General features: G+C 65.6%; 12 protein-coding genes and 1 pseudogene. 7 read left to right on the top strand and 6 right to left on the bottom strand.

Annotation, left to right across the window (positions count from 1 at the left end; translation table 11 throughout):
• Positions 1 to 192, bottom strand: a pseudogene (locus NAV27_RS18730) (aldehyde dehydrogenase family protein); the annotation flags it as partial.
• A 419-nt stretch (positions 193 to 611) separates the two neighbouring features.
• Between NAV27_RS18730 and pqqA the strand changes: the two are divergent.
• From pqqA to NAV27_RS18755, 6 genes are all read left to right on the top strand, one after another.
• Positions 612 to 686: a pyrroloquinoline quinone precursor peptide PqqA gene (gene pqqA / locus NAV27_RS19205; protein ID WP_003296405.1), complete on the top strand. Its 75-nt coding sequence runs from the start codon at positions 612 to 614 to the stop codon at positions 684 to 686.
• A 49-nt stretch (positions 687 to 735) separates the two neighbouring features.
• Entirely contained in the window at positions 736 to 1,029 is a 294-nt protein-coding gene (pqqD, locus tag NAV27_RS18735; protein WP_102828410.1) for a pyrroloquinoline quinone biosynthesis peptide chaperone PqqD, read from the top strand.
• Positions 998 to 2,143 carry a pyrroloquinoline quinone biosynthesis protein PqqE gene (pqqE, locus tag NAV27_RS18740; protein ID WP_102828409.1) on the top strand — a complete coding sequence of 382 codons (1,146 nt, stop codon included), beginning with the start codon at positions 998 to 1,000 and terminating at the stop codon, positions 2,141 to 2,143. Before pqqD ends, pqqE begins: the two co-directional genes overlap by 32 nt.
• Before the next feature lie 85 nt (positions 2,144 to 2,228).
• Entirely contained in the window at positions 2,229 to 2,732 is a 504-nt protein-coding gene (locus NAV27_RS18745; RefSeq protein ID WP_102828408.1) for a urate hydroxylase PuuD, read from the top strand.
• Complete coding sequence (serC, locus tag NAV27_RS18750) at positions 2,713 to 3,813, top strand: 3-phosphoserine/phosphohydroxythreonine transaminase (protein ID WP_102828407.1); 1,101 nt, start codon at positions 2,713 to 2,715, stop codon at positions 3,811 to 3,813. The genes NAV27_RS18745 and serC overlap by 20 nt, the downstream gene beginning before the upstream one ends.
• Positions 3,806 to 4,654, top strand: a complete 849-nt coding sequence (locus tag NAV27_RS18755) for a dihydroorotate dehydrogenase (RefSeq protein ID WP_102828406.1) — start codon at positions 3,806 to 3,808, stop codon at positions 4,652 to 4,654. The genes serC and NAV27_RS18755 overlap by 8 nt, the downstream gene beginning before the upstream one ends.
• A 6-nt stretch (positions 4,655 to 4,660) precedes the next feature.
• On the opposite strand, the gene glgB is transcribed toward NAV27_RS18755, so the two are convergent.
• The 3 genes from glgB to NAV27_RS18770 form a co-directional block, all read right to left on the bottom strand.
• Positions 4,661 to 6,871: a 1,4-alpha-glucan branching protein GlgB gene (gene glgB, locus NAV27_RS18760; protein WP_102828405.1), complete on the bottom strand. Its 2,211-nt coding sequence runs from the start codon at positions 6,869 to 6,871 to the stop codon at positions 4,661 to 4,663.
• A complete protein-coding gene (treS, locus tag NAV27_RS18765) occupies positions 6,868 to 10,191 on the bottom strand; it encodes a maltose alpha-D-glucosyltransferase (RefSeq protein WP_102828404.1) in 3,324 nt (1,107 codons plus the stop codon). The genes glgB and treS overlap by 4 nt, the downstream gene beginning before the upstream one ends.
• Positions 10,192 to 10,316: 125 nt before the next feature.
• Positions 10,317 to 12,320 carry an alpha-1,4-glucan--maltose-1-phosphate maltosyltransferase gene (locus NAV27_RS18770; RefSeq protein WP_102828403.1) on the bottom strand — a complete coding sequence of 668 codons (2,004 nt, stop codon included), beginning with the start codon at positions 12,318 to 12,320 and terminating at the stop codon, positions 10,317 to 10,319.
• Positions 12,321 to 12,601: 281 nt separating this feature from the next.
• Between NAV27_RS18770 and NAV27_RS18775 the strand changes: the two genes are divergently transcribed.
• A complete protein-coding gene (locus NAV27_RS18775) occupies positions 12,602 to 12,766 on the top strand; it encodes a hypothetical protein (RefSeq protein WP_003291248.1) in 165 nt (54 codons plus the stop codon).
• A gap of 48 nt (positions 12,767 to 12,814) precedes the next feature.
• On the opposite strand, the gene ligD is transcribed toward NAV27_RS18775, so the two are convergent.
• Entirely contained in the window at positions 12,815 to 13,744 is a 930-nt protein-coding gene (gene ligD / locus NAV27_RS18780) for a non-homologous end-joining DNA ligase (protein ID WP_102828402.1), read from the bottom strand.
• The gene (gene ku / locus NAV27_RS18785) at positions 13,741 to 14,706 is read right to left on the bottom strand and encodes a non-homologous end joining protein Ku (RefSeq protein ID WP_102828401.1); all 966 of its coding nucleotides are present in this window, start codon (positions 14,704 to 14,706) and stop codon (positions 13,741 to 13,743) included. The genes ligD and ku overlap by 4 nt, the downstream gene beginning before the upstream one ends.
• Positions 14,707 to 14,728 lie beyond the last annotated feature (22 nt).

Here is a 14,728-nt window from a genome sequence, read left to right on the forward strand (position 1 = left end):
GGCGTCCAGCGCCTTCTCCACGTCTTCGGCGCCCGAACGCGGGAACTCGGCGATCACTTCACCGTTCACCGGCGAAGTGTTGACGAAATACTCCCCCTTTACCGGCGGCACGAATTCGCCACCGATGTAGTTGCCGTAGCGCGGCTTGAAGGAAATGACGGCGCCTGGAGTACCGGGTTGGGCGTAGATCATGTTGGGCCTCTCTCTTCTGCTTGTGGAGCCTGCGCCAGACATGGCTCAGGGCATGGGACCGATCTTAGGCAGTGCCCTCCCACCCCCGGTATGCACCCATGGCAGCGGAGCCCTCCTCATTTGGTAGTAGATGCCAACGATGCTGCAGCGCGCGGATTACGCGGCGTCGCGCCAATTTGGATGCAGCAAATAGCTACCGAACCGCAAGAAAAAACCGCGCATCTTAGTCCCCTTCACGACTGCGAAATTGACCATGAACAAGGATGCCGAGTCGCATCGAAAATATTTTCCAAACTCAAGAAAAGCTCGACCAAATGCCCGCAAAACCAACCCGAAAGTCCTATTAGTCACCCCCGCAAAGCGCCCTAATTTCGAGCTGCGACATCCTGTCCCCCCGTAAAAACCTGAGGAGATTTGCCATGCAGTGGATCAATCCCGATTTCTGCGATCTGCGTCTGGGCTTCGAAGTCACCGCGTACGTCTACGTGCGCTGAGCCTGTGGCCGGGGCGGTCGCGATCGCCCCGGTTTGCGAGGAAATGGTCATGACAACAACAAACATTCTGCCGACGACCCGCTACGAGATTCGCCCGCCCTTCCTGTTCCGCTGGGAGGAGTCGCAGCAGGCCCACGTGCTGCTCTACCCAGAGGGCATCGTCAAGCTCAACGCCACCGGCGGCGACATCCTCAAGCGCTGCAACGGCAAGACCAGCGTCGCCGAGCTGATCGAACAGCTGGGCCGCGATTACCACGCATCCGATATCGACGCGATCGGCAAGGGCGTACTGAATTTCCTGGAGGTGTCCCATGGCAAAGGCTGGATCCGAGCTAAGGCTTGATGGCAGCGGCAATCCGGTCTGGCTGCTGCTGGAGCTGACCTACCAATGCCCGCTGCAGTGCGTGTTCTGCAGCAACCCGCGCAACTTCGCCGACTACCGCCCGCATGAGCTGAGCACCGCCGAATGGATCGACGTGATGGCCCAGGCCCGCGCAATGGGCGCCATGCAGATCGGCTTCTCCGGCGGCGAACCGACCTTGCGCAAGGACCTCGAAACACTGGTCGCCGAAGCCGACCGCATGGGCTACTACACCAACCTGATCACCTCCGGCATCGGTCTGACCGAAGCGCGCCTGCGCGCCCTGAAGGATGCCGGCCTGCGCCATATCCAGCTGGGCTTCCAGTCCACCGACCGTAACGTGGCGCGCGAGCTGGCCGGCGTCGATGCCTGGGAGCGCAAGCTCGGCATGGCGCGGCTGATCAAGTCGCTGGACTTCCCGATGGTGCTGAACGTACCGATCACCCGGCAGAACATCAGCCAGATACCGGACATCATCGATTTTGCCGTCGAGCTGGGCGTCGAGTATCTCGAGCTGGCCAACGTGCAGTACTACAACTGGGCGCTGCTCAACCGCGACGCACTGATGCCAACCCACGCCGAGCTGCAACGCGCCGAGGATCAGGTGCAGCGTGCGCGCGAGCGTTACGGCGATCGGCTGACGATCTTCTTCGTCATCCCCGACTACTACGAAGGCCGGCCCAAGGCCTGCATGAACGGCTGGGGCGCAATCCACGTCACCGTGGCGCCGAACGGCGATGTGCTGCCCTGCTCGCAGGCCACCAACTTCAAGAACCTGACCTTCCCCAACGTGCGCCAGCAGCGCCTGGAAGAGATCTGGCACGACTCGCCGGTGTTCAACCTTTACCGCGGCGACGCCTGGATGCCCGAGCCGTGCCGCAGCTGCGACGAGAAGGAAAAGGACTTCGGCGGCTGTCGTTGCCAAGCCTTGCTGCTGACCGGTAACGGCGCCAACACCGATCCGGCGTGCAGCAAGTCGCCGCATCATCAGCTGATCCAGCAGGCCGTCGCGCTGGCGCAGGACGCCACCCGTCCGCAAGGCACGCTGATCGCCCGGCAGGCCAGCCAGGGGGTGGAACTTGAAATTGCCCCATGACTCGTTCGGCGGCACAGTCAGCGCGGGCCTCGCGCTGACGCTCGGCTGCTACCTGCTGCTGCGCGTGCTGATCTAGGAGACAGCGATGCAACTGTCCGTCTTCGATGTGCTGGCCCGCTACGCGCACCTCGTGTTCGCGCTGGTGTGGGTTGGCCACAACTACGCCAACTTCATCCAGAACCCGCGCTTCGTGCCGCTGCAGAACGGCATCGATACCGCCACGCTGAACCGCGATCTGGAGGCGCGGATGAAGCGCGAGCACGGCATCTTCCGCTACGCCTCGCTGGTGGTCTGGGCCTCGGGGATGTTCATGCTCTGGCAGCGCGGCTGGCTGGTCGACGCACTGCTGCTGCAAGGCCCGCTGGCGGCCATCGGCCTCGGTGCGTGGATTGGCACGGCGATGCTGCTCAATCTCTGGCTGGTGCTCTGGCCGCATCAGAAAAAGCTGCTCGGCTTCGTCCCGGCGACGCTGGAGGAGCGCGTGCGCTGTTCGCGGATCACCTTCCTGTCCTCGCGCAGCAACACCATCCTTTCCTTTCCTCTGCTGTTCCTCATGGCGGCCGGTGGTCATGGCCTGCACCTTTTCTGAACAGGCCGAGCGCTACAGCTTCGCCGCCGGTCCGGCGCAACTGCCGCGCGAGGTGCTGAGCCAGATCCACGAGGAGCTGCCGGACTGGCAAGGCAGCGGCTTCTCCCTGCTGGAACAACCGTTCACCAGCACTGCCTACAAGCAATTGATGAGCGACACCGAACAGGACCTGCGCGCGTTGGCGGCGATTCCCGCCAACTATCGTGTGCTGTTCCTGCAAGGCGGCGCCTCGGCGCAGTTTGGCCTGCTGCCGCTCAACCTGCTGCAACCCGGACAAAGCGCCGACTATCTGGAAAGCGGCCACTGGGCTTGCAAGGCCATCACCGAGGCACGCCGGCATGGGCCGGTCAGCGTGGTGGCGAGCGGTGCGGCGGACGGCTTCACCGCCCTGCCCGCCGTCGAGACCTGGCAGCTCGACCCCGACGCCGGCTACTGCCACCTCACCAGCAATGAAACTGGCAATGGCCTGCAGCTGCGTGATTTCCCGCAACTGTCGGTACCGCTGGTGGCGGACATGACCTCGGACTTTCTCACCCGCCCCGTTCCCGTCGAGCGCTTCGGGCTGATCTACGCCAGCGCACAGAAGAACATCGGTGTCGCCGGGCTGTGCCTGGTCATCGTCCGCGACGATCTGCTGCGTCCGCCATCGGCCGGGCTGCCGGCGGCGTTCAGCTATGCGGTGCAGGCCGAGCAGCAGAGCCGCTTCAACACACCGCCGACCTTCGCCCTCTACGTCGCCGCGCTGATGCTGCGCTGGATCGCCGCGAACGGCGGTCTCACCGCGATGGCAGCGAGTTGCCGGAAAAAAAGCCAGCGCCTGTACGCCTGCCTCGACCACAGCGAGTTGTACCGCTGCCGCCAGCGGGAGGAGGATCGTTCCACCGTGAACGTCTGCTTCGAGCTGCGCGAGCCGGCGTTGCTGCCGCTGCTGCTCACCGAGGCCGAGCGGGCCGGGCTGCATCATCTGGCCGGGCACGCGGCCGTCGGCAGCCTGCGTGCCAGTCTGTATAACGCCATGCCGCTGGCGGGCGTCGAGCGGCTGGTCGCCTTCCTGCAACAGTTCGAGCGTGAACATGGCTGAGCGCAACATGACTCGGCGCCGGCTGGGCCAACGGCTGGCACTGCAACTGGCCTGCGCCGCCAGCTATCTGCCGGCGACGCGCAGCCGTGCGCAAGCGGTGGATGTCATGGGCTTGCGCTTCCCCTCACCCGTGGGCATCGCCGCCGGATTCGACCGCTGCGGCCGGCTCGGCCGGCGCGCCGCTCGGCTGGGTTTCGGCTTCACCGAAGTCGGCAGCTGCACCGCGGCCGAACTGTTCGAGATGCGCCCGCCCAACGCTGGCGGACTCGCCCTGGTCGGCCTCAATCTGAGTCTTGACCCAACCCGCTCGACGGCAGAGCTGTGCGCCGACCTGACGCTTGCCTGGGCGCAGGCCGATTACCTGATGCTGAACCTGATCAGCCCGCTCAGCGCGCCGCTGCTGGCCGAAGAGCGGCGTGCGCGGCTGATCGAACTGCTGCGCGCGCTACGCAATCGCGCGCATGCATTGAACAGCTGTGGCAACCGCCGCGTGCCGCTGGCGGTCAAGCTGCGCAGCCTGCCCGGCCAGGTGCCGATGGCGCTGGCCGACGCGTTACTGGAGCTTGGCTTCGATGGTCTGCTCGCCGCTCATGACCCCGGCCCGCCAGCCACGGCTGAGCGCTATTACGGCTGGCAGGACGATGATCAGCAATTGCTGGCCTGCCGGCAGATCGAGCAGCTGCATCAGCTCTGCGACGGCGCGCTGGCGTTGATGTCGGTCGGAGGGGTGCAGACCGCCGCGCACCTGCAGGCCCGGCTGGCGGCCGGTGCACGACTGGTGCAGGTGCACAGCGCGTTGCTGCGCGAGGGGCCGTTCATTGCCCAGCGCCTGCTGGGCTGATACTTCTCAGCCCAGCGGGCGCAGGATGACCACGCCGAGCGGTGGCAGCGTCAGCTGCAGCGAGTACTGTTCGCCGTGCGCCGGCGTGCCTTCGGCAAGAATGCCGCCACCGTTGCCGACGTTGGAGCCACCGTAACAGGCCGCATCGCTATTGAAGATTTCCTGCCAGCGCCCCTCCTGCGGCACACCTACGCGATAGCCCTCGCGCACCACCGGGGTGAAGTTGCCGATCACCAGCAGCGGACGGCCCTCGGCATCGCGGCGCAACCAGGCGAGCACGCTGTTACCGCGGTCATCGCCGATTAGCCACTGGAACCCACGCGGGTCGCTGTCGAGCTGATGCAGCGCCGGTTCCGTGCGATACAGCCGGTTCAGATCGCGTACCAGATGCTGCGCGCCCCGGTGGTCTGGCTCCTCGAGCAGGAACCAGTCCAGCTCGCGGTCGTGATTCCATTCGCGCCACTGGCCGAATTCGCTGCCCATGAACAGCAGCTTCTTGCCCGGATGCGTCCACATGAAGCTCAGGTACGCACGCAGGTTGGCAAACTTCTGCCAGCGATCCCCCGGCATCTTGTCGATCAGCGAGCCCTTGCCGTGCACCACCTCGTCATGGGAGATCGGCAGTACGAAGTGCTCGGAGTAGGCATAGATCATGCCGAAGGTCATCTTGTCGTGGTGGTACCGGCGATGAACCGGGTCTTCCTGGATGTATTTGAGCGTGTCGTGCATCCAGCCCATGTTCCATTTGTAGGAGAAGCCGAGCCCGCCTTCGCTGGTCGGCTTGCTGACGCCCGGGAAGGCGGTGGACTCCTCGGCGATCACCAGTGCACCGGGCGTTTCGCTGGCGACCACGTCGTTCAGGTGACGAAGAAAGTCGATCGCCTCCAGGTTCTCTCGGCCGCCGTGGCGGTTGGGAATCCACTCGCCGTCCTTGCGTGAGTAGTCGCGGTACAGCATCGAGGCGACCGCATCCACGCGCAGTGCATCGACGTGGAATTCGCGCAGCCAGTGCAGCGCCGAGGCCAGCATGAAGCCATGCACCTCGGTGCGGCCGAGGTTGTAGATGTAGGTGTCCCAGTCCTGGTGGAAGCCCTCGAACGGATGGTCGTACTCGTACAGCGAGGTGCCGTCGAAGTCGCCCAGGCCGTGGGCATCGGTCGGGAAATGCGCAGGTACCCAGTCGAGGATCACGCCGACCCCCGCCTGGTGGCAGGCATCGACGAAGGCGGCGAAATCGTGCGACGTGCCGTAGCGCGCACTGGGGGCGAACTGCGACAGCGGCTGGTAGCCCCAGGAACCGCCGAACGGATGCTCCATGATCGGCATCAGTTCGATATGGGTGAAGCCCATCTCGACCACGTAGGGGATCAACCGCTCGGCCAGTTCGTGCCAGTCATACAGGCGGTCGTCGTCAGCACGCTGCCACGAGCCGGCATGCAGCTCGTAAATGCTCATCGGCGCGTCGTAGGCCTGCAGCGCCTTTCGCCGTTGCAGCCAGTCGGCGTCGCGCCACGGGTAGTCCAGCGGGCGCGCGACCACCGAGGCCGTGCCCGGCGGGTGCTCGGTGGCCAGCGCCACCGGGTCGGCCTTGAGCGGCAGCACGCCCTGCGGACCGAGAATCTCGTACTTGTAGGCATCGCCCGGCTGCAGCCGCGGGATGAACAGCTCCCACACCCCCGAAGGGAAGCGCAGCCGCATCGGGTGGCGGCGCCCGTCCCAGCCGTTGAAATCGCCCACCACCGAGACACGTCGCGCATTCGGCGCCCACACGGCAAAGCGCACGCCCGATATGCCATCGACCTCCACCACCTGAGCGCCGAATACCCGGCCGATCTCGCGGTGGTTGCCTTCGGAGAACAGATGCATGTCGATCTCGCCCAGCTGCGGACTGAAGCTGTACGGGTCTTCGGTGACCTGCTCGCCGCCGGCCCAGCGGATGCGCAGCAGATATGGCTGCGGATGCAGCAGGCGGGTGACGAAGAAGCCCGGCACCTGCCCCTGCTCCATGCTGCCCAGCGCGTTGGCACCGGAGCGATCCAGCACCTCGACGCTCAGCGCATTCGGCAGATAGGCACGAATGACCAGACCGTCGCCGTCGGCGTGCGGCCCCAGAATGGCAAACGGATCGCCGTGTTCGGCACGCACCAGCGCATCCACGTCGGCATCGCTGGGCAGCAGGTTTTCTCCGGGCATGACCACGGCCGGACGATTACTCATTGGGAACCTCCACTGGAAAGCTGTTGGGCCAGCGCGGCCAGCCCCTGCAACGGGACGGGCAGCCAGGCCGGGCGATTCTCTGCTTCGTAGGCCACTTCATAGGCCGTCTTGTCCAGGCTGAACAACGCCAGCGCGGCAGCAGCGCCATCGGTCTCGCGCCAGGCGTGCGGCAGGTCTGCGGTTGCCTGCTGATAGGCCTCGAGGAACACCCGGCGCGCGCTCTGCCGGTAGTTTTCGGCAATGGTGCGGCGCGCCAGATCGGCCTCGACGGAGCTGTCGCTGACCTGGGCGTTGCGAATGGTCATCGCGGCGGCGTAGTCGAACGAGCGCAGCACGCCGGCGACATCCTTGAATGGGCTGAGCTTGGCGCGCCGCTGCTCCAGCGGCCGCGCCGGCTCTCCCTCGAAGTCGATGAAATAAGCATCGCCATGTGCCACCAGAATCTGCCCCAGATGCAGGTCGCCGTGTACGCGGGTGCGCAGGCCACCCAGCGTTCTAGCAGCCAGAGGTTGCACTTGTGCGATCAGCTGCTCGCGCTGCGCCAGCAACTGCTCGACCAGCACGGCATCCTTGCGCTCCAGTGTGCTGCGATGCTCGCCAAGCAAACTCAGCGCGCGTTCCAGCTGCGCGGTCACGGCCTCGGTGGTTTCCCGCACGTGGCGTTCGGTGGTGGTTTCGCGGGCGAAATCGGGGTTGTCGGTGTCACTGGCGAGCACCCGGTGCATCTCGCCCAGGCGCTGGCCTAGCAGGCGGTTGAAGGCTTCCAGCTCGCCGAGCGCGCTGTACTGGTTCTCGTGCTCGGAAACGCCGCCGGCCAGCTGGTCGCGCACCGCACGGTCGAGCGTGTTGATCGTCCATTCCCAGGCGTCGCCCTGGTTGTCCAGGTAGCGCTGCACGACGATCAGCGCATGTAACTCGCCACGGGCGTCGACGCGGTTGACCTGTCCGAGCATCGCCGAGATGTGGGTGAAACCCTGCGCGGTGAGGAAGCGCCCCATCTCCAACTCCGGGTGGATGCCCGGGGAAACCCGGCGCAGCAGCTTGAGCATCATGGCGTTGCCGATGATCGCCGAGCTGTTGGACTGCTCGCTGGACAGGTAGCGCACCTCGGCATCGGCCGGCAGGCTGACTTGCGCCAATTGCGGCATGGCCTCGAAGCGAATCTCCCCGTCACCGCAGGCCAGCACGCGGCCCTCGCGCAGGCTCTGGATGACACCGTGCACGAAGTGTTCGAGGGTGAAGGCGTCGGTCAGCAGGCCGACCTGCGGCCCGCGCCGCGCACGCGCAATCGCCAGTTGCTGCGGTAGCGCGGTACCGAAATCCGCTTCGGCAAGATAGCCCAGCGGCAGTTGGTAGCGATCGCTGCGCCCTGCGCTCTGCACGGCGATTTCGCTCAGCAGCAGCGGATGCTGCGCGTCGCCGAACGGCACCGCGTAGCAGATCTGGATCGAGTCGATGGCCGCATCCTTGCTGGCGAACCAGCGCCGTTTGGGCAGGTAGGCCCGCAGCGAGTCGTTTTCGAGGATGCGTTTGTTGCTGCCGCTAAGCGTATCCAGACGCTGGAACACCAGGGTCTGGAAGTCCGGCATGACGTCCACCGGCGCCTGGTGCCAGCTCGGCATCTGATGCGTGACCGCCAGCTGGAACCAGTAGAAGCCGTACGGCGGCAACGTCAGCAGATACGGCAGCTGGCCGATGGGCGGAAAGGCACTGCCGCCGAGCATCTCCACCGGCACCATGCCGGCGTACTGCGACATTTCCAGTTCCGCCGCCTGCGCCGAGCGCGACAGGTTGGCGACGCAGAAGATCTGCTCGGTCTGCCCGTCCGGCCCGGGGAATTCGCGCAGATAGGCGAGGATGCGCCGGTTGCTCGGTGCCAGCATCTTCAGCGTGCCGCGACCGAAGGCCTTGAACTGCTTGCGGATGGCGAGCATGCGTCGCGTCCAGTTGAGCAGCGAGTGCGGATCGCGCTGCTGCGCCTCGACGTTGATGGTGTAGTAGCCGTAGAGCGGGTCCATGATCGGCGGCAGCACCAGCCTGGGCTGATCGGCGCGGGAGAATCCGCCGTTGCGGTCCACCGACCACTGCATCGGCGTGCGCACGCCGTCGCGGTCGCCGAGAAAGATGTTGTCGCCCATGCCGATCTCGTCGCCGTAATAGATCACCGGCGTGCCCGGCATCGACAGCAACAGACTGTTGAGCAGCTCGATGCGTCGCCGGTCGCGCTCCAGCAAGGGCGCCAGCCGGCGGCGAATGCCCAGGTTGATGCGCGCGCGGGTGTCCGAGGCGTAGTAGTTCCACAGGTAGTCGCGCTCGCGGTCGGTCACCATTTCCAGCGTCAGCTCGTCATGGTTGCGCAGGAAGATCGCCCACTGGCAGTTGTCCGGGATATCCGGCGTCTGCCGCAGGATGTCGGTGATCGGGAAGCGGTCTTCCTGGGCGATGGCCATGTACATGCGCGGCATCAGCGGGAAGTGGAAGGCCATGTGGCACTCGTCGCCGGGGCCGCCGTTCTCGCCGCCGAAGTACAGCTGGGTGTCTTCCGGCCACTGGTTGGCCTCGGCCAGCAGCATGCGGTCGGGGTAGTTGGCGTCGATTTCGGCGCGGATCGCCTTCAGCACCGCGTGGGTCTCCGGCAGGTTCTCGTTGTTGGTGCCGTCGCGTTCGACCAGGTAGGGAATGGCATCCAGCCGCAGGCCGTCGATGCCCATATCCAGCCAGTAGCGCATCACGCCGATGACGGCCTTCATCACCTGCGGGTTGTCGAAGTTCAGGTCCGGCTGGTGCGAGTAGAAGCGGTGCCAGTAGTACTGCTGGGCGACCGGGTCCCAGGTCCAGTTGGACTTCTCGGTATCGAGGAAGATGATCCGCGTGCCCGGGTACTTGTCGTCGGTGTCGGACCACACGTAGAAATTGCGCGCCGCCGAGCCCTTCTTCGCCTTCCGTGCGCGCTGGAACCACGGATGCTGGTCGGAGGTGTGGTTGATGACCAGCTCGGTGATCACCCGCAGTCCGCGCTTGTGGGCCTCGGCGATGAAGCGGCGAGCGTCGGCCATGTCGCCATAGTCCGGATGCACACCACGGTACTCGGCGATGTCGTAGCCGTCGTCGCGCCGCGGCGAAGGATAGAACGGCAGCAGCCAGATGGTGTTCACGCCGAGGTCGGCGATGTAGTCGAGCTTCTCGATCAGGCCGGCGAAGTCGCCGACGCCATCGTTGTTGGAGTCGAAGAACGACTTCAGGTGCACCTGATACACCACCGCGTCCTTGTACCAGAGCGGGTCCTTGATGAAGGCGGCGGGTTTGCGGGCTTTGGCCATGTCTTTCGGTCCTCGTACCGCTGTGCCCCGGGCAGTGTGCCGCGCGGCGTCAGTCGCCAGAAGCGACATTCGATTTGATCGATATGTGTCTGTTTCTAAAGCACTTGATGAGCTCTCTTGAGTCGTCACTTGAGGTCTGGATCGACGGGCGCGGCGGTCAACCGCCAGATCCCGAACGGCAGATGTGCCGGATCGATATGCATCCACTGGGTCTTGCCGTACCAGGTCCAGCGGTGGCCGTTCATCAGGTCCTCACCCTGGGTATGGGCATCGTCGCGCAGGCCCAGCTCCCATAGCGGCAGCTCGAAATGCGCCTCCTGCGGGTGATGCGGGTCGAGGCTGATGGCGACCAGGATGAAATTGCTGCGGTCCTCGGTGCGTTTGCCGAAGTAGAAGATGTTGTCGTTCCACGCCAGATAGGGCTGGAAACCCAGGTGCGTCTGCAGGGCCGGGTTCTGCCGGCGGATGCGGTTGAGCTGGGCGATCTCGGCGACGATGTTGCCGGGTGCGTGGTAGTCGCGCGGGCGGATCTGGTACTTCTCCGAATCCAGGTATTCCTCCTTGCCGGGGATCGCCGCCGCCTCGCACAGCTCGAAGCCGGAATACATGCCCCACAGCCCGGAGCCCATGGTGGCCAGCGCGGCGCGGATGAGAAATCCGGCGCGGCCGGAGTCCTGCAGGAAGAACGGATTGATGTCCGGCGTGTTGACGAAGAAGTTCGGCCGGTAGCAGTCGCGCAGCGGCGCTTCGTTGAGTTCGCTGAAGTACTCGGAAAGCTCCGCCTTGCTGTTGCGCCAGGTGAAGTAGGTGTAGCTCTGGCTGAAGCCGACCTTGCCCAGGCGCGCCATCATCGCCGGCCGGGTGAACGCCTCGGAGAGGAACATCACGTCCGCGTCACGCTCGCGGATATCGGCGATCAGCCATTCCCAGAACGGCAACGGCTTGGTGTGCGGGTTGTCGACGCGGAAAATCTTCACGCCCTGCTCCACCCAGTGCCAGACCACGTCGCGCAGGGCGAGCCACAGGTCAGGCATGGCGTCTTCGGCGTAGAAGTCGACGTTGACGATGTCCTGGTACTTCTTGGGCGGATTCTCGGCGTACTTGATCGTGCCGTCCGGGCGCCAGGAGAACCAGCCGGGATGCTCCTTGAGCCAGGGGTGGTCCTGCGAGCACTGGATGGCGAAATCCAGCGCGATCTCCAGGCCGTGCTCGGCCGCCGCGGCGACCAGCGCGCGGAAGTCTTCATGGGTGCCGAGCTGCGGGTGGATGGCATCGTGGCCACCGTCCTCGCTGCCGATGGCATAGGGGCTGCCGGGGTCGTTCGGGCCGGCCTCCAGGCTGTTGTTCGGTCCCTTGCGGAAGGAGCGGCCGATGGGGTGGATCGGCGGGAAATACAGCACGTCGAAGCCCATGTCGCGGATCGCCGGCAGGCGCTTGATCACGTCGCGCAGGGTGCCGTGGCGGTTGGGGTCGTCGGTTTCCGAACGCGGGAACAGCTCGTACCAGCTGGCGAACTGCGCGCGCGTACGCTCCACCTCCAGCGCAAAGATCGGGCTGTGGCTGCAATGCTCGCGCGGGTCGGCATCGGCCATGACCGCGGCGGTCTCCTGCGCCAGCAACAGCGAAACCCGCTCGTCCTCCAGATGCGCCATCTGCAGGCGATGCAGCAGGTCGTCGAGCATCGCGCGGGTTTCGCCCTGGGCACGCTCGGCCGCACGCTGCAGGTGCAACCGCCCTTCCTCAAGCTCCACGCCGATCGGCACGCCGGCCGCGTGTTTCTTCGACAGTTCGTAGCGATAGCTCTCGAACACATCCCACCAGGCTTCGATGCGAAATTCGTGCGCCGCCACCTGCGTCGGCGTGAACTGACCGGACCAATGATCGTTACCCAGCAGCTTCAGGCGCGCCCGCCGCCAGCTCTCCTCGCCACGTGCCCGCCAGCACACCGAGGCAGCCAGTTGGTCGTGGCCATCGGCGAAGATGCGGCTGGTCACCGTCACCGGCTGGCCGATGATCGCCTTGGCCGCGAACCGGCCGTTCTCCACCACCGGCTCGGTGGATTCGATGGCGATACGCCCCATCTGCAGGGCTTCTTCGAGGCGCGGGTGAAGGGCGTGTGCATCGGTCATCGGCGGGCTCCTGTGCGTTGCGTTGCGGCACGCGCCGGCCGACAGGCACAAGGCAGTCGGCTGGACGGGTGGCCGCAAGGACGTCCGCATCGCGCGGACTCCCTTCTTCCGAGCCGAGGCCGGGCGGAAAAGTTCAGGCCGCGCGGCCCTGTGCTACCGACGGCAGCACCCGCCCGTCGCGCATCCAGCGCATGGCGATGACCGGCCGGAACCACCGTGTGCCTGCCACCTCCATCGCTATAGCTATGCTCGTTCAGCAGCCGTCCGGCAGGAGAACACCCATGACCCACGCACGCCCCGATATTCCGCAACCCGATCCGGTGGTCCACGACAAGCCCGGCGATGTGCCGCAGGTGCCCTGCCCTGACGAGCTGGACGAGAACAAACCCGGCTCGCCCTATGGCGGCCAGACCGTCGCCGATCCGGACGACCAGCAGCCCAGCTAGGTTCCGCGACTCATGGGCCGTCGCGCCTTGGTGGTTGGCGGCAGTCTGCTAGGTGCCCGGCAACTGCCGAAGCGCCGCCGCGAGGTTCTGGCGGGTCGAGCGGTAATCCGCCCAGGGATCGACGGCGAGTGTCGCCAGGCGCTCGGCGAGGTTGCGGATGTGCCACTGATTCGCGCCGTCGATGCGCGCCAGCTCGTCGCGCTGCAACGGCACGGAAACCGCCAGCCCCGGCCGTGCCCGCACCGAATAGGCAGCCACGGTGCTGGCGCCCTTCTGGTTGCGTAGGTAGTCGACGAAGATCCGGCCGACGCGGTTCTGCGGTCCCATCTTGTCGACGATCAGCGCCGGCGCCTCGTGCGCCAGCCGCTCGCTGACCGCACGGGCGAACTGCCGCACCCGCTCCCAGTCATGCCGGCGGTCGATCGGCACCACCACGTGCATGCCACGTCCGCCGCTGGTCTTGATGAAGGCCCGCAGGCCGAGCGTGTCGAGCAGCTGCAGCGTCAGTTCGGTGGCCTCGACCATGCTCGACCATGGCAGCGCCGGATCAGGATCGAGATCGAAGATCACCCGGTCGGGTCGCTCGATGCGGTCGCTGCGGGCATTCCAGGTGTGGAGTTCGATGCTGCCCATCTGCACCGCTTCGATCACCGCCATGATGCTGTCGGCCTGCATCAGCCGCGCGTGCTCGGGATCGAGCGCGCGGTCGAGTAGGCGCATGTGCGGCATCTTCAACCGCCCGCAGTGGCGCTGGAAAAAGGTTTCCCTGGCAAGGCCTTCCGGCGCGCGCACCAACGACAGCGGCCGCCCCCTGAGCTGCGGCACCAGCCATTCGGCGACGCCGAGGTAGTACTCGGCCAGCTCGCGCTTGCTGACGCCACTGGCGGCATCGATAACCCGCTGCGCACTGCTGATGCCCACGCCGCCAACCTGCGGACGGCCCGTGCTCTTGCGCGGCGCACGCATGCCGGCCGTCATCCGGCCTTCTTGCGGGGCGTGGTTTTGCGCGGCTCGCTCGCAGCGGATTTGCTCGCGCGGGAGGTGGTGCTCTTCGGCTTGGGCTTGCTCGACGGCTTGGCCTTGGCGGCCGGCTTCTCGCCTTCGCCAGCACCGTCCTCGGCGTCATCTGCTGCTGCACGAGCCTTGCCCGGCTTGGCAGCCAGGCTGCGCTTGAGCAGTTCGGTGAGGTCGATGACGTCCGCTCCACGCCGGTCCACGGCCTCCTCCGGCCCGCCCACAGCTTCGAGCTTGCCTTCGTGGGCCTTCTTCTCCACCAGATCCATGATCTGGTTCTGGAAGGTGTCCTTGTACTGCTCGGGCTTCCATTTCTCGCTCATGTCCTCGACCAGCCGTTTGGCCATCTCAAGTTCGCGTTCGGCCAAGTCGGGATCGAGCGCTTCGTCCTTCAGCTCCAGATATTCCACGCCGCGCACCTCGTCGGCCCAACGCAGCGTATTCATCACCAGCGCCTTGCCCAGTGGCATCACCACCGCCAGGTGCTGCTTGTTGCGCAGCACCACGTTGGCGATGCCGACCTTGCCGGTCTGGATCAGCGTCTCGCGCAGCAGCGCGTAGACCTTCTCGCCGCGGCGGTCGGGCGTCAGGTAATACGGCGTGTCGATGTAGAGAAAGGAAATGTCCTTGGCATCGACGAAGGCAACGATGTCCACCGTCTGCGTCGCCTTGGGATGCGCGGCCTTGATCTCGTCATCGCTGAGCACGATGTAATGGCCCTTCTCGTACTCGATGCCCTTGACGATGTTCTCGCTGTCGATGTCCTCGCCGGTGGTCTTGTTGATGCGCTTGTAGCCGACGCGGTCCATGCTGCGCTTGTCCAGCCAGTCGAAATCGATACCGGTGCGCGTGGTGGCCGGCACCAGCGCCACCGGGATGTGCACCAGACCGAAACTGACGGCACCCTTCCAGATCGTGCGAGGCATGGCGATTCTCCCGAACGTGAAC

The organism is Stutzerimonas degradans (assembly GCF_024448505.1).
Lineage (GTDB): Bacteria > Pseudomonadota > Gammaproteobacteria > Pseudomonadales > Pseudomonadaceae > Stutzerimonas > Stutzerimonas degradans.